Below are 18,182 nucleotides of genomic sequence, written 5' to 3'. Positions count from 1 at the left end.
ATGGCGACTGGTCGACGGTCTGGCGTGACCAACTCTACTCAGTGACCTTCGTTACCCCGACGAGGGGGTCGCGGACCGCGACTCGGGCGTGGTCGAGACGGGAGTTGAGGCGGCGATACGTTACCGTAGGAGAGTGCTTGTCCTAAGTATCAGCAGCCTCAAAGGCGGAGTCGGTAAGACGTCCGTGACGCTCGGCCTGGCCTCGGCCGCCTACAACCGGGGAATACCGACGCTCGTCGTCGACATGGACCCGCAGGCGGACTCCTCGACCGGCCTCGACGTGCCGACGTCGACGCGCGTTGACATCGCTGATGTCCTCGCCGCCCCCAAGTCGCAGAAGATCCTCTCCGAGGCGATCCTGCCATCCGGGTGGGTCGGCGAGAAGATGGGCCACCTCGACGTGATCTCCGGGTCTCCCCGCGCCGCCGAGTTCGACCGTCCCTCCCTCTCCGAGAGGTACCTGCGCCGGCTCGATGACGCCCTGGTCCGGATCGCGAAGGGCTACCGTCTCGTCCTCATCGACTGCCCGCCGAGCCTCAACGGGCTCACCCGCACCGCCTGGTCGGCGAGCTCCCGGGTCGCCGTCGTCACCGAGCCGAGCCTGTTCTCGGTGGCCGCCGCCGACCGCGCCCTGCGCGCCGCCGACGAGCTGCGGCAGCGCGGCGCCTCCGATCTCCAGCCGCTGGGACTCGTCGTCAACCGGGTCCGCGCCGGATCGACCGAGCACGACTACCGGATCCAGGAGATGCGGGAGATGTTCGGTCCCCTCGTCCTCAATCCCCCGCTCGCCGAGCGCGCCGTCATGCAGCAGTCCCAGGGCTCGGCTCGTCCGATCCACTCCTGGCCGGGCAAGCCCGCCGAGGAGGTCGCCGCCTCGTTCGACACTCTCCTCGAGCGCGCACTGCGCTCCGAGAGCATCAGGTCCCGGCGGAGCACCGGCCGCAAGGACGGGGACGGGGCATCGACTCGCACCCCGTCGACCGGTGGCGGCTCGACCGGCGGCGCAGAGGCGAAGACGCCCGAGAGGAGCCGTCGGGGGCGGTAGTCGCCCGCATCCGACAGCTCCGACGACACAGATCCGACGACGACACAGATCCGACTGAGCGTCCATGACACGGATCCGACTGAGCGTCGATGACACGGATCCGACTGAGCGTCGATGACACAGCATCCAGGAGACGACAGAGCTGGGGCCCGACCGAAAGGTCGGGCCCCAGCTCTGTCGTCTCTGCCGTTTCGCTGCCCGGTCGGGCTCGGCGGGCTCTCACCGCCGTCGCGCGGTGCTCAGCCCAGCTTCTTCGCCCGGCGCTGGGCGAGTTCGTCCATCGCGACGACGGTGGAGTCGTCCTCGGGCAGGCGCTCGCTCGGGAGCTCGGACAGGCTGCCCTCGACCTCGTTCCAGACCCGGCCGACGGCGATGCCGAAGACGCCCTGACCGCCCTGGAGGAGGTCGACGACCTCGTCGGGCGAGGTGCACTCGAAGACGCTCGCGCCATCGGACATCAGGGTGATCTGCGAGAGGTCCTCGACTCCGCGCGAGCGCAGGTGCTCGACGGCGGTGCGGATCGACTGCAGCCCGACTCCGGTGTCGAGCAGGCGCTTGACGATCTTGAGCACGAGGATGTCGCGGAAGCTGTAGAGGCGCTGGCTGCCCGATCCGGTCGCGTTGCGGATCGAGGGCGTGACGAGATCGGTGCGTGCCCAGTAGTCGAGTCGCCGGTAGCTGATGCCGACGACCTTGCACACTGTCGGACCACGGTAGCCTGCCTCTTCGTCGAGCACGGGCAGATCGTCATCGAACAGGAGACCTTGAGCAGCCGACGGCAGCGGCGCCGACTGATAGGTTTCATGACTTGAGCGGTTCACACCGACTCCTCCTTATAGTCCCTGGGGGAAGCGAGGTCGCTTGGAAGGGCAGAGAACAGTGCTATTCTAACGCTCTTCGCTCGGCGAACCTACAGCGGGATTCAACAACTCCAAACTATTCGGGCCCGCCGCCCGGGACAAACACCTCGAGGTAACGATTTGCGCGTGTCGCCGTTACCGGAGTATTCGAACAGCCTACTTCTCGTCGGCCCTCTTCGGCTTCGCGGAGGTGAGCAGCTTGGTCTTCACCGTCGAGGCGTACTTGTCGACATACTCCTGGCCGGACAGCCGCATGATCTCGTACATGATCTCGTCGGTGATCGACCGCAGGAGGAACCGGTCGGTCGGCAGGCCCTCGTACTTGGAGAAGTCCATCGGCGTGCCGAAGACGACGCCGACCCGGGCGAACTTCGGCAGCAGCCGCCCGGCCGGGGAGATCCGGTCGGTGCCGATGATCGCCACGGGGATGACCGGAGCTCCGGACTCGAGGACGAGCCGGGCGACCCCGGTGCGTCCGCGGTAGAGCTTCCCGTCGGGGCTGCGGGTCCCCTCGGGGTAGATGCCGAGCGAGTTGCCCTCGCGCAGCACCTTGAGCCCCGATTCGAGGGAGGCCTGGGACCCGCTGCCGCCGGCGCGGTCCATCGGCAGCTGGTTGTTGAGCTTGAAGAACCAGCGGGTGACCGTCCCCTTGATGCCGCGCCCCGTGAAGTAGTCCTTCTTCGCGAGGTAGACGACCGGTCGGGGGGCGAGGAGCGGAACGAAGATGGAATCCATGAAGTGCATGTGGTTTCCGGCGATGATGGCGGGACCTTCTGTCGGCAGATTGTCGACACCGCGAACCCAGGGACGGAAGAGAATCCGCAAGATGGGTCCGGCCACGACTCGCTTGAGAAACCAATAGAACACGAGCACCCTTCCATGTCACGACGCTTTGTCGTCACCGGTCATCCTATCGCGGCGCCGGCGGCGTCCATCCATGCCATGCTAATGGCATGGAGATCGACTTCACGCCACAGACTCCGGCCACCGCCGCGTACCGCCGTCTGCGTCCCGGCGCCTCGGCGGCAGTCCTCTTCCTCCACGGGATCACCGGCTCACCGGCGGCGTGGACGCCCATCGCCCGAGCCATCGGCGAGGAGGGCCTGAGCGTGAGCGTGCCGCTGCTGCCCGGCCACGGAAGCACCTGGCAGGAGCTCAACCGCACGGGGTGGCGCGAATGGAACGAGGCCGCCGTCGCCGAGTACCGTGCGCTGGGATCAGCTCACGAGCGCGTGGTCGTCGCGGGCCTGTCGATGGGCGGGGCCCTCGCGCTGTCCCTGGGCACGCTCGACACCCCGCCCGCGGAGATCCTCGTCGTCAATCCCGCCCTGCGGGTCGACTCCCCGCTGGCTCCGGGACTGGGGGTGCTCAAGCACCTCGTCAGATCCGTGCCGGCGATAGGCAACGACATCGCCCACCCCGACCGCGACGAGCACGCCTACGAGCGCACGCCCGTCGGCGCCGTCGCCTCCTTCTCCTCGGCGCTCAAGGGACTGCGCGAGACCCTGTGGACGATCGACACGCCGATCACCGTGTTCGTGTCGGGCAGCGACAACGTCGTCGGTCCCCGGTCGCTGGCTCTCCTGCGGTCCCGGCTGCCCCGGACACCCCGCATCGTGTCGCTGCGGCGCAGCCGGCACGTCGCGACCCTCGACCACGACGCACCGCTCATCGCCGAGGCGATCCTCGAGTCCGCGCGCGGCGGGACGGCCGGGGACCGGGAATAGGTCGGGCGTCGGGATTGCTGAGGTGGACATGACAGACGAGAACGACGAGCACTGGCGCGATGAGGTGCCCGACGTCGAGCGGATCGGCGACTCGGACCGGATCAGCGACCGGGACTGGACCGAACTCGTCGACCGCCTCGGCGAGGCGGAGACCTCCGCGGCCGACCTCCCCGTGAACGAGGTGCGCGAACGCCTCGAGGAGGCCGAGCGGTGGGAGCCGGGACCGGCCGCTCCCGTCGGCTGGCGCACGGCCTCGCCGACCCTGGTCCTGTCCGCGGTCGCGGCTCTGGCGGCCGTCGTCGGGCTCCTCGTCGGGGTCCTCTTCCTCCGCCCCCTTCCGGGCTGGTACCTGCCGGTGGTCATCGCCCTCGGCCTGGCCGGCGCGGTCGGCCTGTTCTTCCACCTGCCCACGCAGCGCGGGCTCGACGACGGCGACGGAGCCGCGGTGTGAGCCGGTCGATCGTCCCGGCCGAGCGCCGCTGCCCGAGGGACCGGTCGCGCCAGGGCGGGATCCGCTCGTGTCAGGACCGGATGGCACACTGACATCCATGTCAGGTCATACTCCCTTCGATCGCGCTCCGTCGGCCGTCGACCGCGGCCAGCTGTCGTTCGACAGCCTCGGCACTCCCCTGCACGAGGTGACGTTCGTCGTCGTCGACCTCGAGACGACGGGGACCACGGCCGGACGCTCGGAGATCACCGAGATCGGAGCCGTGAAGACCCGCGGCGGCGAGGTCATCGGTGAGTTCCAGTCCCTCGTCAAGCCCGAGGAATCGGTCATCAGCCCCTTCGTCGCCAGGCTCACCGGGATCACTCATGCCCTCGTCGACGATGCGCCGTCGATCCGGTCGGTCCTGCCGAGCTTCCTCGAGTTCGCGGTCGGATCCGTGCTCGTGGCCCACAACGCCCCGTTCGACATCGGGTTCCTCAGAGCCGCCTGCGAGAGGCTCGACTACCACTGGCCCCGGCCCACGGTCCTCGACACCGTCACCCTCTCCCGCCGGGTGCTCGGCCGCGATGAGGTCCGCAACCACAAGCTCGCGACCCTCGCCGCCCACTTCGGCACCGCCGTCGAACCCGATCACCGCGCCCTCTCCGATGCCCGCGCCACGAGCGAGGTCCTCCACCGGCTCCTCGAGCGGTTCGGCGGCTTCGGGGTGACGACGCTCGAGGACCTCGCGACGGTGCGACAGGCCGGATGGGCCAAACGGCAGGCGAAGTCCCACCTCGCCGCCGGTGTTCCGGCCGAGCCCGGCGTCTACATGTTCCTCGACGGAACCCGCCGGGTCCTCTACATCGGCAAGTCCGGCAACATGGCCCGCCGGGTCCGCGGCTATTTCAACGCCTCGGAGAACAGGGGCCGGATGGCGGAGATGATCACCGCGGCCCAGGAGGTCAGCTGCCTGCCCTGTGCGCACTCGCTCGAGGCCGAGGTCCGCGAGGTGCGGCTGATCGGGGAGCTCGCCCCGCCCTACAATCGGCGCTCGAAGAACCCGGAGCGCAACTCGTGGATCGCGCTCAGCGGCGAGGACTTCCCCCGCCTGTCCGTCGTCCGGTCGCCCGCGGCCCTCGAGCGCTCGCCCGCCCCGGCGCTCGGCCCCTTCCGGTCCCGGAAGTCCGCGCAGGCCGTCAAGGAGCTCCTCGACACCCTCTACCCGGTGAGGCGCTGCACGACGAAGATCAGGGCCTCCCGGCTCGAGGCGCACCGGCCCTGCGTCAGCGCCCAGGTCGGGCAGTGCGGCGGACCCTGCTCCGGGGTCATGGACCGACAGGCCTACCTCGAGCAGATCTCCGGTCTCGTCACGGCACTCGGCGGCGACCTCACCGGGTTCCGAGCGCTCTGCGCCGAGCGCATGGCCAGGCTCTCGGGAGAGGCGCGGTACGAGAGCGCCGCCGAGGTCCGCGATGCGATGCGCTCTCTCGAGGTGACGACCGCCCGCGCCGAGCTGAGCTCCTCACTGCGCGGGATCGAGGAGATCCTCGCCTGGGCTCCCGGCGAGGAGCGCGGCATCGACCTCGCGGTCATCCGGCACGGCAGGCTCGCCGGGGCGGGTCATGTCGGCTCCCCCGGACTCGTCGACAGCACGCTCCGGTCGCTGCGGGCGACCGCCGAATGGGTGCCCAGGCCCGGCCGGTACCCCGCACCCACCGACACTCTGCCGGAGGAGACGCGGCTGCTGGCCCGGTGGCTCGAGGCCGCCACACCCGTGGTCATGACGGACGGCTGGGCGCTGCCCCGGGTCGGGGCCGCGAGCCGGGGACCGGACTCAGGGAGCGGTCGCCTCGGCGACGGAGCGTGAGACGGCGATGAGCTCATCGAGCTTCTGCGCCCCGAGACCGGTGTCGATGGTGTCTGCGGCGAGGGAGACCTTCGCGGCGATCCGTTCGGTGAAGCTGCCGGCCGCCGATTCGTCGGCCGCCACGAGCGCCGCGGCGGCGTTGATGAGGACGATGTCCCGGACCGCCGACCGCTGACCGCCGAGCACGGAGCGCATGATCGCGGCGTTCTCGTCCGGGCCTCCCCCGCGCAGGTCGGCCTTCGTCACGCGCTCGAAGCCGAGGTCGAGCGCGTCGAACGTCGTGTGCTCCACCTCGCCGTGCCGGACCTCCCAGACGTCGTTGATGTCGGTGTTGCTCAGCTCGTCGAGCCCGTCCCGGGATCGGAACACGACGGCCTGATGCCCGCGCGCGGCGAGAGTGCCGACGACGAGGGGCGCCATCTGGGCGTCGGCGACGCCGATCGCGGTGTGCCTCGCGTGAGCCGGATTGGTCAGGGGACCGAGGATGTTGAAGGCGGTGGGCACGGCGATCTGCCGACGCACCGCGGCGACGAACTGCATCGAGGGATGGAAGACGTTGGCGAAGCAGAACGCCAGCCCCACCGTCCGAGCGATGTGACCGGTCTGCTCCGGTGTGATGTCGAAGCGCACGCCCAGGGCCTCGAGGACGTCGGCCGAGCCCGACGCCGAGGAGGTCGCGCGGTTGCCGTGCTTGACGACGCACTGCCCGGTCGCCGCGACGATCATCGCGGCCGTCGAGGAGATGTTCGCGGTCTTCGCACGGTCCCCACCGGTGCCGACGATGTCGACGGAGTCCTCGAGGCCGGGCAGGGGCACGGCGTGGTCCATCATCGCCGAGACGAGTCCGGTGATCTCCTCGACCGTCTCGCCCTTCGTGTGGTGCGCGGCGAGGAAGGCGGCCATCGTCACATCGGGAGTCTTCCCCGACATGATCTGGTCCATCGCCCACGCGGCCGTGCGGCCGTCGAGGTCCTGCTGGTGCATGAGACGCATGAGCAGGTCCGGCCAGTTGGGGGACTCATCGTGCGCTGCGGGCGCGGACCCGGCCGGACCATTCGTGCTGGGGGTGTGCGTCATGGCGAAGAGTGCTTTCCTGTGGGCTCTGCCACCGGCGGCGACCGCCTCGGTGGACCTTCCTGCGGCATCCTATCCTGTCCGCCTCACACCCGCCGCGAGCGTCCGACACGCGGGCGAAACGCGAGGTCGGAGGGCGCCTGACGCACCAGCGCGCGGTTTTCGCTACATCGTGTAGAAAAATATCGACCGAAACCTGGGTAAAAGGTGAAAACTCACCTCAAGACGAGTAATAATGGGTCTGTGTCAACTGCCACTGCATCTCAGACAGCGCCAGCACATCCGGTTGTCAATCGTCCGAATGTGACCACGGTGGGCTTCATCGTGTTCCTCGCGAGCGACCTGATGTTCTTTGCCGCGCTCTTCGCCATGTACTTCACCATCCGATCCGTCGTGCCGGGTCTGTGGGAGACGCAGACCGAGATCCTGAACGTCCCGTTCGCTCTCGGCAACACCATCGTCCTGGTGTCGTCCTCCTTCACCTGCCAGATGGGCGTCTTCGCAGCCGAGAGGTTCCGTCCGCGCCGCACCGGTTCGCTGCTCAACATCTCCAAGTGGGGAATGATCGAGTGGTTCTACCTCACGTTCCTCCTCGGTGCGATCTTCGTCTCCGGACAGGTCATGGAGTATGCAGAACTGGTCCACGAGGGCATCGCCATCAACTCCGACGGCTACGGCTCGGTCTTCTACCTGACCACGGGCTTCCACGGCATTCACGTGACGATCGGTCTGATCTGCTTCCTGCTCGTCATCGGACGCGCCTACGGAGCGAAGAAGTTCGGTCACCACGAAGCCACCTTCGCCATCTGCGTGTCCTACTACTGGCACTTCGTCGACGTCGTCTGGATCGGACTCTTCGGCGTCATCTATCTCCTCCAGTAGAGCACCGACGATCAACGGCTGACGGACCCACGACATTTACAAGCAAAGGACGATCACGTGAAGCTTCTAGCAGATCGCCGCAGACACCCCATGGCACTGGTTGTGCTCCTGCTGGTGGGCTTGCTGCTGACAGGTGGAGCATACGCACTCTTCACCCAAACCTCGAGCGCGAAGGCCACGACTGCCAGCGCCTCGGACATCGACGAGGGGCAGAAGCTCTTCGCCGCCAACTGTGCGACCTGCCACGGCATGAACGCCGAGGGCACCCGCAACGGCCCGAGCCTCATCGGCGTCGGCGCCGCCGCTGTCGACTTCCAGGTGGGCACGGGACGCATGCCGCTGCAGGCCAACGGACCGCAGGCACCGGTCAAGGAGCCGCAGTTCGATGACGAGCAGACCGCCCAACTGGCCGCGTACGTCGCGTCTCTCGGCCCCGGTCCCGCCATTCCCGAGGACGAGTACCTCGATGCCTCGAAGGGAGACCCGGCCGCCGGCGGAGGACTCTTCCGCACCAACTGCGCCATGTGCCACAACGTCGTCGGAGCCGGCGGAGCGCTGACCCGCGGCAAGTATGCGCCGAACCTCTCCGAGGTCAGCAACAAGCACCTCTACGAGGCCATGCAGACCGGCCCGCAGAACATGCCCATCTTCAACGACGCGAACCTGACTCCGGAGGACAAGCGCGACGTCATCGCCTACGTCAACGAGGTCACGGACAACCCGTCGCCGGGCGGCTTCAAGCTCGGCTCGCTGGGACCTGTGGCCGAGGGCCTCTTCATCTGGTTCTTCGGACTCGGCGCCGTCATCGCGCTCACCGTGTGGCTGTCGTCCAGGGCGAAGTGAGTCCGAAATTGTCGTTACCCAACCATCACGAGAAAAGACGGGGAATTCAATGACCTCGAAAGAGCACTCCGGCGGCGGCAGCCAGCTCGAGGAGTTGAACGGGTTCACCAACCCGGGGCTGCCGGAACACAAGCCCAGGCTCACCGACAGCGACCCCAAGGCTCAGAAGGTCGCCGAGCGCCAGGTGGCACTGTGGTTCCTCCTGTCGATGATCGGAACCATCTGGTTCATCGTCGCGTACTTCCTGTTCCCCCTCGAGGAGTCGATGCAGAGCATCCGCCTGCACACGACGTTCGTCGGACTCGGTGCGGCCCTCGCGATGTTCGGCATCGGCGCCGGTGCCGTCCTGTGGGCGAAGAACCTCATGAGCGATCACGAGGGAATCGACGAGCGCCACGACATCAACGGCAGCGAGGAGGATCAGGCGATCGCCCTGGAGATCCTCCACCAGGCCAATGAGGAGTCGGGCATCGGACGCCGTCCGCTGATCCGCAACACCCTCATCGCCGCTCTGGCCCTCGCTCCCCTGCCCGCGGTCCTCGTCTTCCGCGACCTGGGACCGCTGCCCGGCGACAGCCTGTTCCACACCCTGTGGGACAAGGGCGTGCGTCTCATCCGCGATCCGGGCGGCATCCCCAGCCCCGAGTCCGAACGTCCCATCCGCGCCGACGAGGTGACGATCGGGTCGGCCTACCACGTCCTTCCCTCGGGCATCGGTGACCACGACAACACCGACCACCCCATCAATGAGAAGGCCAAGGCCGCGGTGCTGCTCATGCGCATCGATCCCAAGGAGCTCAAGGAGGATCCGGCCCGCGCGAACTGGTCGCACGACGGCATCGTCGCGTACTCGAAGATCTGCACCCACGTGGGCTGTCCGGTCGCCCTGTACGAGCACCAGACGCATCACTTGCTCTGCCCGTGCCATCAGTCGACCTTCGACGTCACCGAGCACTGCAAGGTCATCTTCGGACCGGCCAAGCGCCCGCTCCCCCAGCTGCCCATCACCGTGGACAGCGAGGGCTACCTCGTGGCGCAGTCGGACTTCCCTGAGCCCGTCGGACCTACGTTCTGGGAGATCAACCACCCATGAGTACAACACAGCCCACCACCGCCATCGGGAAGGCCGCGAACTTCACCGAGACCCGCGTCGGGGCATCCGTTCTGGTTCGCGAGTTCGGTCGGAAGATCTTCCCTTCCCACTGGTCGTTCATGCTCGGTGAGGTTGCTCTCTACAGCTTCGTCATCGTCGTCCTCTCGGGGACCTTCCTCACGTTCTTCTTCCATCCTGCGATGGGCGAACTCCACTACGAGGGTCCCTTCGTCCCGCTGCGCGGTGTCGAGATCTCGGAGGCGTACAACTCGACGCTGGCGATCTCGTTCGAGATCAGGGGCGGACTCTTCATCCGTCAGATGCACCACTGGGGTGCCCTGCTGTTCGTCGCGGCCCTGAGCATCCACATGCTCCGCGTGTTCTTCACGGGTGCCTTCCGTCGGCCGCGCGAGCTCAACTGGATCGTCGGCGTCCTGCTCCTCATCATGGGCATGGCCGCCGGGTTCACCGGCTACTCGCTGCCAGATGACCTGTTGTCGGGCAACGGTCTGCGCATCATCGACGGCATCATCAAGTCACTGCCGCTGGTCGGGACGTACGTGTCGTTCTTCCTCTTCGGCGGGGAGTTCCCCGGCATCGACATCGTCTCGCGCCTGTACACCCTGCACATCATGATCGTGCCGGCTCTGATCATCGCGCTCATCGGCGTCCACCTCGTGTTCGTCGTCGTCCACAAGCACACTCAGTGGCCCGGCGCCGGACACACGGAGAAGAACGTCGTCGGCGAACCCGTGCTGCCGACCTTTGCGGCCAAGGGCGGAGGGTTCTTCTTCCTCATCTTCGGTCTGCTCTCGGCGATCTCGGCGCTGTTCACGATCAACCCGATCTGGAACTACGGCCCCTACGATCCCTCCCCAGTGTCGGCGGGCACACAGCCCGACTGGTACATCGGATGGGCCGACGGCTTCCTTCGCATCGTTCCGGGCTGGTTCGAGTTCTACATCGCCGGATGGCCGATCTCGTTCAACATCAACAGCGCGGTCATCGTCATGGGCGGGGTCTTCGGAGTCATGTTCGTCTACCCGTTCTTCGAGGCCTGGCTGCTCAAGGACAAGCGCGAGCATCACATCCTCGATCGTCCGCGCAACAACCCCACGCGCACCGCGATCGGCGTGGCCGGGATCATCTTCTACTGCAACATGTGGGCCGCGGCCTCGGGCGACCTCATCGCCGTGTTCTTCCACATGTCGCTCAACGACATGATCTACATCTTCCGGTTCCTGTTCTTCTTCGGACCGATCATCGGCTACATCATCACGAAGCGGATGTGCATCGGCCTGCAGCGCAAGGATCGCGAGATCGCCCTGCACGGGCGGGAGACGGCCAACATCATCCGACTCCCCCACGGCGAGTTCCTCGAGCGTCACGAGGCCCTTCCCCCGCACAAGCTGTGGAAGCTCACCTCGTTCGAGTCGCCGGAGTACGTGCCGGCGGAGCCGAACGCCGACGGCAAGATCACCCGTGGGGAGAAGATCCGCGGATCGCTGTCGAAGTTCTTCTTCGAGGACCGTGTCGCACCCGTGACCAAGCAGGAGCTCGACGAGTCCCATCACGGTCACCATGAAGTCGGAGCCGGCGACAAGGCGCAGATCGGTCACTGACCGATGAACGTCGCCGGTTGAGACCGGATCAGCGAAGAGGGGCCAGCATCGTGCTGGCCCCTCTTTCGTCGTGCCCGGACGCACGGATCGGTGATGTGGCCGGTCGCCCTCGCACAGACTGAGGTGCAGGCTGCAACGGCGGACTGTGGCGAACCGGCCCCGCTCCCGGCCCTGTTCGCCATAGTCTGCCCTTGCCTGCTCCCCCGCGAGATGACCGTGGCACGCAACCGGAAGCGATCCTCCCACGGCGTCGGTGACATCGTCCTTCAGTCCCCCTCGGCACCTGCTGGACTCTCGCTGTCGACGATGAATCTGTCGCACCTCCAGCTGGACGGTCGCAGCAGCCCGGGCAAGCGGTCGTCCGACGCGATTGTCAACGGCCAGTAGGAATTGCCCATCAACGGTCACAGGACACCAGGCGATGCAGTACTCACGGGCGCCTGTGGCCCTCGCCCGGCGCCGAGGAAGTCGTTGGAACCGCGCACTGTACTGACTTCGGCTCGATCAACGGCGGCATTTCGATCCGGAGTTGGCCTATTGCATGGTTTCAATGACCTCCAGCCGCCCAAGGCTCTTCGGCTGTCACCCGGTGGTCGCGATATGCCGCATTCCCCGAGGTTTCTCACCCGACACCCATGTCACTTCTCTGCCGAGGCGCTGCCCAGTTCTCTGCGAATGTGGCGGCACCTGCCCAGAGACACCGCAGTGAGGACGTGCCGTTCGCGCTCCGGTGCTTCCACGTGGTCCCGGAGGCGCTGGGTCTGCCCTTCTTCGCCGTCCCAGTTGGACGTGCCGGTTCCCGTGGGTCCGCGCGCTTCCATGGCCGCCAACGCATGTCCGGGTGACGCGGGCCTACGCCGGCCCTCAGTTGACGCCGATCCTGAGCCTCCGCGCACCTCCTGACGGTCCGGTCCCGCCCAGACGGTCCGGTCCCGCCCAGACGGTCCGGTCGCGCACCGAAGGCGTGCAGCAAGCCAGACGGCCTTGCCCCTGCGCGCTTGACCGACGATCGGACGTCTGCGGGTGAATGCACCGGCGGCCCGGACTCGAGTGAGTCCGGGCCACCGGTGTCAGTGCTTCAGCCGTAGGACAATCCCTGGCGGGGAAAACCGACGGGTCAGTGCGCGTGATCTCCGCGGTCGTGCTCGTAGGTCAGACCGACGAGGGCGACGAGGCCGATGACGACGCCGAAGGGGAAGATCCACCAGCCCATCGCGATGCCGTAGAAGGCGACCGCCGCGCCGGCGGCGCACACGATCGGCCACCAGCTCCACGGGCTGAAGAACCCGTAGTCGGCGTCGGCGTCGGAGATCTCGGCGTGGTCGTTGTCCTGAGGCTGGACGCCGACACGACGGTCGGTCAGCCACAGGTACACACCGATCATGATCGCCATCACCCCGACGAGCAGCAGTGCCGGGAAGCCGACGAGCTCCGAGTAGTCGGTGTGCCAGCCGTAGTAGATGCCGACGAGGATGAAGAACACGCCGCACAGGTTGAAGACATAGATCGACGACTTCACTTGGAGCTACCTCCGACGAGTTGGGGCTCGGACTGGCCGTGGGCGTATTCGAGCAGTTCCGGGTGGTTCACATCGAATGCCGGGCGCTCCGAGCGGATGCGCGGCAGCGAGGTGAAGTTGTGGCGCGGGGGCGGGCACGAGGTCGCCCACTCCAGGGAACCGCCGTAGCCCCACGGATCGTCGACCGTGACCTTCGGAGCATTGCGGGCGGTGACCCACACGTTCCAGAAGAACGGAACCATCGACAGACCCAGGAGCAGCGCACCGACGGTGGAGACCTGGTTCATCCAGGTGAACCCGTCCTGCGGCAGGTAGTCTGCGTAGCGACGCGGCATGCCGTCGACGCCGAGCCAGTGCTGGACGAGGAAGGTGCCGTGGAAGCCGAGGAACAGCATCCAGAAGTGGATGTGCCCGAGCTTCTCGTTGAGCATCCTGCCCGTCCACTTCGGCCACCAGAAGTAGAATCCGGCGAACATCGCGAACACGACGGTGCCGAACACCACGTAGTGGAAGTGGGCGACGACGAAGTACGAGTCCGAGACCGACTGGTCGAGCGCGGGGCTGGCCAGGATGATGCCGGTGAGTCCGCCGAAGAGGAAGGTCACGAGGAAGCCGATCGCCCACACCATCGGAGTCTCGAAGGTGATCGACCCTCGCCACATCGTGCCGATCCAGGCGAGGAACTTCACCCCTGTCGGCACCGCGATGAGCATCGTCATGAAGGCGAAGAACGGCAGGGCGACCACGCCGGTGACGTACATGTGGTGAGCCCACACGGTCACGGACAGTGCGGCGATCGCGATCGTCGCGAAGACGAGGCTCTTGTAGCCGAAGATCGGCTTGCGGCTGAACACGGGGATGATCTCGGTGATGATGCCGAAGAACGGCAGAGCGATGACGTAGACCTCTGGGTGTCCGAAGAACCAGAACAGGTGCTGCCAGAGCACCGGACCTCCGTTCCCGGGACTGAACACATGGGATCCGAGCACGCGGTCGGTGCCGAGCACCAGCAGAGCCGCCGCCAGGGGCTGGAAGGCCATGAGCACGAGGATGCCGGTGATGAGGACGTTCCAGGAGAAGATCGGCATGCGGAACATGGTCATGCCGGGGGCACGCATCGTGATGACGGTCGTGATGAAGTTGACCGAACCGAGGATGGTGCCGAATCCCTGCAGAGCGAGCCCGAACACCCACAGGTTGCCGCCGGCCCCCGGTGTGAATGTCGTGTTGCTCAGCGGCGCGTAGGCGGTCCATCCGAAGGCCGCCGCACCCTGCGGGGTGAGGAAGCCGGAGATCGCGATGAGGCTGCCGAAGAGGTACATCCAGAAGGCGAACGCATTGAGGCGCGGGAACGCCACATCGGGAGCGCCGATCTGCAGAGGCATGATGACATTGGCGAAGCCCGCGAACAGAGGGGTCGCGAACATCAGCAGCATGAGTGTGCCGTGCATCGTGAACAGCTGGTTGTACTGTTCCTTGGTCTCGATGATCTGCATTCCGGGCTCGAAGAGCTCGAGGCGGATGATGAGCGCCATCACACCGCCGACGCAGAAGAAGAAGAACGACCCGATCAGGTACATGTACCCGATCGTCTTGTGGTCCGTCGACGTGATCCAGTCGACGATGATCCTGCCCTTGCTCCGCGGAGTCAGCGGAGCGTCAAGAGCCGGCTGATTCATGGTAGCCGTCATGGCTGCGCACCTTCTTTCGGGTACCAGTTGCGGTCGTATTCCGGTCCGAGGATGCCGGTGTTGCCCTGATCGGCCAACGACTGCGTGTATTCGGCGAACTCCTCCTGGGAGACGACGCGCACGTTGAAGAGCATCTCGGAGTGGTACTCACCGCAGAGCTCGGCGCACTTGCCGACGTACTCGCCTTCCTTCTCGGCACGCACATGCAGACTCTGGTCGTGCCCGGGGATCATGTCGCGCTTCTCGAGGAAGGCCGGGATCCAGAAGGAGTGGATGACGTCACGGGACCGCAGGCGGATCTCGAGGTCGGTGTCAACGGGAAGGTAGAGCGTCGGGGCGTTCTCCCCCGGAGCCTCGGTGCCGTCGAGCGGAACCTGGGTGCCCGCGTAGTGGACGTTCTCGGTGACGTAGTTGAAGTCCCACGCCCACTGCTTGCCGGCGACCTCGATGACCTGCTCACCCGGAGTCCGGTCATCGGTGGTCTTCTCCATGACCTGGACGGACTGGAAGAAGAACCCGAGGATCACGATGATCGGCGTCACCGTGAACAGGATCTCGATCGGCATGCTGTAGCGCAGCTGGACCGGCAGTCCGCGATCGTTCTTGCGCCGTCGATAGGCGATCATCGCCCACAGGATGAGGGCCCAGACGACGACGCCCAGCACCAGCAGGGCGATCCAGGCTCCGTTCCACAGCGCCGTGTAGGCCTCGGTGTGGTTCGTCGCACCCTTCGATTCGACGGGGAAGAATCCTGTTGCAATCTGCTCTTTCGTGCAACCCGATAGCAGCGCCGGTACAGTCACGGCGCCCAGAATGCCGAGCCGCTTCGCCCAGGACCTCTTCGGTCCCGGCTGATTCGGAGAATCCACGTGCAGCCTTTCACAACCTTCTTCGCCTCGCACGAGGTGCCAGGCGAATCCTTACTTTGTCATCTACCAGACTACCGCTACAGGCGGTAGAAATTCACATGCAGATGATCATTTGTTGAGAATAGCCTGACAGTGGTTGCCTCGGAGTGCGGAATCTAGCCGCGCGGCGTACTCGAGGCCGCTGATCTCCGACACGCCGAGGGTGGCCAGATGTGGTGTCTGCCACTGGGTGTCGATGATCCAGCTCGCATCCCCATCGGCGGCATCCTCCGAGGTGGAGGGGCTGTGAGAGGGTGCGTCGTCGAAGATTCCGACGAGGTGGGCGAGGGCGGCCTTCGAGGCGTCCGTCTCGGTGTGGAACATCGACTCGCCTGCGAAGAGCGAGCCGATCGCGACCCCGTAGAGACCGCCGACGAGCCGCCCCGAGGACCACACCTCGACCGAATGCGCCCACCCCTCGCGATGGAGCTGCGTGTAGAGGCGGATGATGTCGGCGGTGATCCAACGCCCCGGTCGGGAGGGATCGGCACAGGCACGGATGACCTCTTCGAAGGCCCGGTCGACGCTGAACTCGAACCGCCGCGCCGACTTCCTCAGGCTCTTGCTCACTCTGAGGCGGCCGGGCAGCAGCACGCCTCGGCGACGCGGCGCCCACCAGCCGATGCGCCCGGTGCCGCCCTCCCCGATCCCCATCGGGAACAGACCGGCCCGGTACGCGGAAAGGGCCTGGGGCTGCGTGGCCGTGGGTGACACGGCACGCAGATCCTCCAGGTCCATCAGCGGTGAGTCTGTCGTGAGCGGCGGGTCAGTGGAACGAGTCGCCGCATGCGCAGGAGCCGCCCGCGTTCGGGTTGTCGATCGTGAAGCCCTGCTTCTCGATCGTGTCCGAGAAGTCGATGGTCGAACCGTTGAGGTACGGAACGCTCATCCTGTCGACGATGACCTCGACGCCGCCGAAGTCGCGCACGGCATCACCGTCGAGGTAGCGCTCGTCGAAGTAGAGCTGGTAGATCAGGCCGGAGCAGCCGCCGGGCTGCACGGCGACTCGCAGCCGCAGATCGTCGCGCCCCTCCTGCTGGAGAAGGCTGCGCACCTTGTCGGCCGCGGCAGGGGACAGATCGACCTCGTGGGTGGCGATCTCTTCGTTGGTCGCAGTCATCGTTTCTCCTTCTATGCTCCTACCTCAAGCCTACATGCCCCTCAACGCCGACAGGGTCCCGCCCTATTCCCGAGCGGTCGGCATTCCCGTCAGGCATTCCCCTCCCGTCAGGGGTTCCGGGAGTGCCCCGTCGACAGGCGTGAGAGCAGGAGCGCCTCGGCGACGATCGCGGCTCTGAAGTCGGGCAGGTAGAGCGATTCGTTGGCGCTGTGGGCCCGCGCGTCCGGGTCCTCGACCCCGGTGACGAGGATCGAGGCCTCGGGGAACACCTCGAGGAGGTCGGCGATGAACGGGATCGATCCGCCGATGCCCATCGTCACCGAGTCGACTCCCCAGGCGTCGGTCAGCGCGTCCCGCGCCGTGCGCACCACGGGGTCGTCGAGGTTCGCCTGCCACGGGCTGCCGCCCTCGGTGGCGCCGATCGTCAGGGAGGCGCCGAAGGGCAGGTGCGCGCGCAGGTGGTCCGACACGGCCCGGACCGCGTTCTCCGGGGTGTCCCCCGGCGCCAGGCGGATGGAGAGCTTCGCCCGCAGACTCGACTGCAGGGTGTTCGAGGACATCGCGACGTCGGGGATGTCGAGTCCGATGACGGTGATCGACGGCTGCGACCACAGTCGTGAGGCCAGGGTGCCCCGGCCGATGAGGGAGGTCGAGTCGAGCACGCCGGAGTCGGTGCGGATCGTCTCCTCGTCGTAGTCGATCGCGGAGTCCGTGTCAGCGACGAGTCCGGGCACGGCCACCGACCCGTCCTCATCGTGGAGGCTCGCGAGGACGCGGGTCATCGCGAGCATCGCATCGGGCACGACACCTCCGTACATCCCCGAGTGCACCGCATGGTCGAGGGTGGCGATCTCGAACTCGAGGGCGCACATTCCGCGCAGGCTCGTCGTCAGCGCCGGGACGCCCGCCGCCCAGTTCCCGGAGTCCGCGACGACGATGACGTCCGCGGCGAGCTTCGACTCATAGGTGTCGAGGAAGCTGCGGAAGCTCGGGCTGCCCGCCTCCTCCTCCCCCTCGATGAAGAGGGTGACTCCCACGCCGAGGCGCTCGCGCAGCAGCCGCAGCGCCGTGAGGTGGACCATGATGCCCGCCTTGTCGTCGGCGGCTCCGCGACCGTAGAGCCGGTCCCCGACCTGCGTCGCGGTGAACGGCTCGGTGTTCCACAGCTCGGCCCTGCCGGGAGGCTGGACGTCATGATGGGCGTAGAGGAGGACGGTCGGGGCGCCGTCGGGAGCGGGAAGGCTCGCGACGACCGCCGGATAGCCCTCCGACCCGTCCGGGGTCCGGGCGGTGAGGATCTCCGTCTCCAGGCCGAGGTCGGCCGCGAGCCGGGCGACCGCCTCGGCGCTGGCCCTGACCTGACCGGGATCGAAGCTCTCCCAGGCCACGGAGGGGATGGACACGAGCTCGCTCAGCTGTGCCACCACCTCGTCGAAGATCTCATCCAGTTCCGCGGCCAGCTGCGCACTCCCGAGTGCTGATGTCGATTCGCTCATCC

At 66.8% G+C, this 18,182-nt stretch carries 17 protein-coding genes; 8 read left to right on the top strand and 9 right to left on the bottom strand.

The genetic code is table 11. The annotated features are described in order from the left end of the window. Window positions 1-133 precede the first annotated feature (133 nt). The gene (locus DFO65_RS09185; protein WP_245940576.1) at window positions 134-1,045 is read left to right on the top strand and encodes a ParA family protein; all 912 of its coding nucleotides are present in this window, start codon (window positions 134-136) and stop codon (window positions 1,043-1,045) included. Between the two features lie 239 nt (window positions 1,046-1,284). On the opposite strand, the gene DFO65_RS09180 is transcribed toward DFO65_RS09185, so the two are convergent. Together DFO65_RS09180 and DFO65_RS09175 are read right to left on the bottom strand one after the other, a co-directional pair. Then, complete coding sequence (locus tag DFO65_RS09180) at window positions 1,285-1,866, bottom strand: MerR family transcriptional regulator (protein WP_113904118.1); 582 nt, start codon at window positions 1,864-1,866, stop codon at window positions 1,285-1,287. A gap of 195 nt (window positions 1,867-2,061) precedes the next feature. Further along, a complete protein-coding gene (locus tag DFO65_RS09175; RefSeq protein WP_342766922.1) occupies window positions 2,062-2,745 on the bottom strand; it encodes a lysophospholipid acyltransferase family protein in 684 nt (227 codons plus the stop codon). Window positions 2,746-2,858: 113 nt separating this feature from the next. Here DFO65_RS09175 and DFO65_RS09170 point away from each other — a divergent pair, with 113 nt between their 5' ends. The 3 genes from DFO65_RS09170 (at window position 2,859) to DFO65_RS09160 (ending at window position 5,932) form a co-directional block, all read left to right on the top strand. After that, a complete protein-coding gene (locus DFO65_RS09170; protein ID WP_113904117.1) occupies window positions 2,859-3,632 on the top strand; it encodes an alpha/beta hydrolase in 774 nt (257 codons plus the stop codon). A gap of 28 nt (window positions 3,633-3,660) precedes the next feature. After that, window positions 3,661-4,083 (top strand): hypothetical protein, encoded by a 423-nt coding sequence (locus tag DFO65_RS09165; protein ID WP_113904116.1) that lies wholly within the window; start codon window positions 3,661-3,663, stop codon window positions 4,081-4,083. Between the two features lie 97 nt (window positions 4,084-4,180). Beyond that, a complete protein-coding gene (locus DFO65_RS09160) occupies window positions 4,181-5,932 on the top strand; it encodes a DEDD exonuclease domain-containing protein (protein ID WP_113904115.1) in 1,752 nt (583 codons plus the stop codon). Here DFO65_RS09160 and trpD read toward each other — a convergent pair. Beyond that, window positions 5,900-7,009, bottom strand: coding sequence for an anthranilate phosphoribosyltransferase (trpD, locus tag DFO65_RS09155; RefSeq protein ID WP_113904114.1), 1,110 nt, complete (start codon window positions 7,007-7,009; stop codon window positions 5,900-5,902). The two genes, DFO65_RS09160 and trpD, sit on opposite strands and share 33 nt — an antisense overlap. Window positions 7,010-7,249: 240 nt before the next feature. Between trpD and ctaE the strand changes: the two genes are divergently transcribed. The 4 genes from ctaE to qcrB all read left to right on the top strand — a co-directional run bounded on the left by ctaE (window position 7,250) and on the right by qcrB (window position 11,446). Then, the gene (gene ctaE, locus DFO65_RS09150; protein WP_428844222.1) at window positions 7,250-7,888 is read left to right on the top strand and encodes an aa3-type cytochrome oxidase subunit III; all 639 of its coding nucleotides are present in this window, start codon (window positions 7,250-7,252) and stop codon (window positions 7,886-7,888) included. A 90-nt stretch (window positions 7,889-7,978) separates the two neighbouring features. Continuing rightward, entirely contained in the window at window positions 7,979-8,731 is a 753-nt protein-coding gene (gene qcrC / locus DFO65_RS09145) for a cytochrome bc1 complex diheme cytochrome c subunit (RefSeq protein WP_428844223.1), read from the top strand. A 49-nt stretch (window positions 8,732-8,780) separates the two neighbouring features. Further along, on the top strand, window positions 8,781-9,824 hold the full coding sequence (gene qcrA, locus DFO65_RS09140; protein WP_113904111.1) for a cytochrome bc1 complex Rieske iron-sulfur subunit: 1,044 nt from the start codon (window positions 8,781-8,783) through the stop codon (window positions 9,822-9,824). Then, on the top strand, window positions 9,821-11,446 hold the full coding sequence (gene qcrB, locus DFO65_RS09135; RefSeq protein ID WP_113904110.1) for a cytochrome bc1 complex cytochrome b subunit: 1,626 nt from the start codon (window positions 9,821-9,823) through the stop codon (window positions 11,444-11,446). Before qcrA ends, qcrB begins: the two co-directional genes overlap by 4 nt. A gap of 1,117 nt (window positions 11,447-12,563) precedes the next feature. Here qcrB and DFO65_RS09125 read toward each other — a convergent pair. The 6 genes from DFO65_RS09125 to DFO65_RS09100 all read right to left on the bottom strand — a co-directional run bounded on the left by DFO65_RS09125 (window position 12,564) and on the right by DFO65_RS09100 (window position 18,180). Further along, on the bottom strand, window positions 12,564-12,965 hold the full coding sequence (locus tag DFO65_RS09125) for a cytochrome c oxidase subunit 4 (protein WP_113904108.1): 402 nt from the start codon (window positions 12,963-12,965) through the stop codon (window positions 12,564-12,566). Continuing rightward, entirely contained in the window at window positions 12,962-14,656 is a 1,695-nt protein-coding gene (gene ctaD / locus DFO65_RS09120) for an aa3-type cytochrome oxidase subunit I (protein ID WP_113904107.1), read from the bottom strand. Before ctaD ends, DFO65_RS09125 begins: the two co-directional genes overlap by 4 nt. Next, complete coding sequence (ctaC, locus tag DFO65_RS09115; RefSeq protein WP_113904106.1) at window positions 14,653-15,525, bottom strand: aa3-type cytochrome oxidase subunit II; 873 nt, start codon at window positions 15,523-15,525, stop codon at window positions 14,653-14,655. The genes ctaD and ctaC overlap by 4 nt, the downstream gene beginning before the upstream one ends. Window positions 15,526-15,633: 108 nt before the next feature. Then, complete coding sequence (gene aat / locus DFO65_RS09110) at window positions 15,634-16,302, bottom strand: leucyl/phenylalanyl-tRNA--protein transferase (RefSeq protein ID WP_113904105.1); 669 nt, start codon at window positions 16,300-16,302, stop codon at window positions 15,634-15,636. A 28-nt stretch (window positions 16,303-16,330) separates the two neighbouring features. After that, the gene (locus DFO65_RS09105) at window positions 16,331-16,684 is read right to left on the bottom strand and encodes a HesB/IscA family protein (protein WP_113904104.1); all 354 of its coding nucleotides are present in this window, start codon (window positions 16,682-16,684) and stop codon (window positions 16,331-16,333) included. Window positions 16,685-16,791: 107 nt separating this feature from the next. Then, complete coding sequence (locus DFO65_RS09100; protein ID WP_113904103.1) at window positions 16,792-18,180, bottom strand: dipeptidase; 1,389 nt, start codon at window positions 18,178-18,180, stop codon at window positions 16,792-16,794. Window positions 18,181-18,182 lie beyond the last annotated feature (2 nt).

This window comes from Brevibacterium sanguinis (genome assembly GCF_003315415.1).
GTDB lineage: Bacteria > Actinomycetota > Actinomycetes > Actinomycetales > Brevibacteriaceae > Brevibacterium > Brevibacterium celere_A.
Note: the sequence above shows the minus strand (reverse complement) of the source record. Positions and strands in the feature narration are given on the sequence as shown.

Coding starts and splice junctions, on each gene's coding strand:
- DFO65_RS09170 (WP_113904117.1), top strand. CDS start 2,859: ATGGAGATCGACTTCACGCCACAGACTCCGGCCACCGCCGCGTACCGC.
- DFO65_RS09165 (WP_113904116.1), top strand. CDS start 3,661: ATGACAGACGAGAACGACGAGCACTGGCGCGATGAGGTGCCCGACGTC.
- DFO65_RS09160 (WP_113904115.1), top strand. CDS start 4,181: ATGTCAGGTCATACTCCCTTCGATCGCGCTCCGTCGGCCGTCGACCGC.
- trpD (WP_113904114.1), bottom strand. CDS start 7,009: ATGACGCACACCCCCAGCACGAATGGTCCGGCCGGGTCCGCGCCCGCA.
- qcrC (WP_428844223.1), top strand. CDS start 7,979: ATGGCACTGGTTGTGCTCCTGCTGGTGGGCTTGCTGCTGACAGGTGGA.
- qcrA (WP_113904111.1), top strand. CDS start 8,781: ATGACCTCGAAAGAGCACTCCGGCGGCGGCAGCCAGCTCGAGGAGTTG.
- qcrB (WP_113904110.1), top strand. CDS start 9,821: ATGAGTACAACACAGCCCACCACCGCCATCGGGAAGGCCGCGAACTTC.
- ctaD (WP_113904107.1), bottom strand. CDS start 14,656: ATGACGGCTACCATGAATCAGCCGGCTCTTGACGCTCCGCTGACTCCG.
- aat (WP_113904105.1), bottom strand. CDS start 16,302: ATGGACCTGGAGGATCTGCGTGCCGTGTCACCCACGGCCACGCAGCCC.
- DFO65_RS09105 (WP_113904104.1), bottom strand. CDS start 16,684: ATGACTGCGACCAACGAAGAGATCGCCACCCACGAGGTCGATCTGTCC.
- DFO65_RS09100 (WP_113904103.1), bottom strand. CDS start 18,180: ATGAGCGAATCGACATCAGCACTCGGGAGTGCGCAGCTGGCCGCGGAA.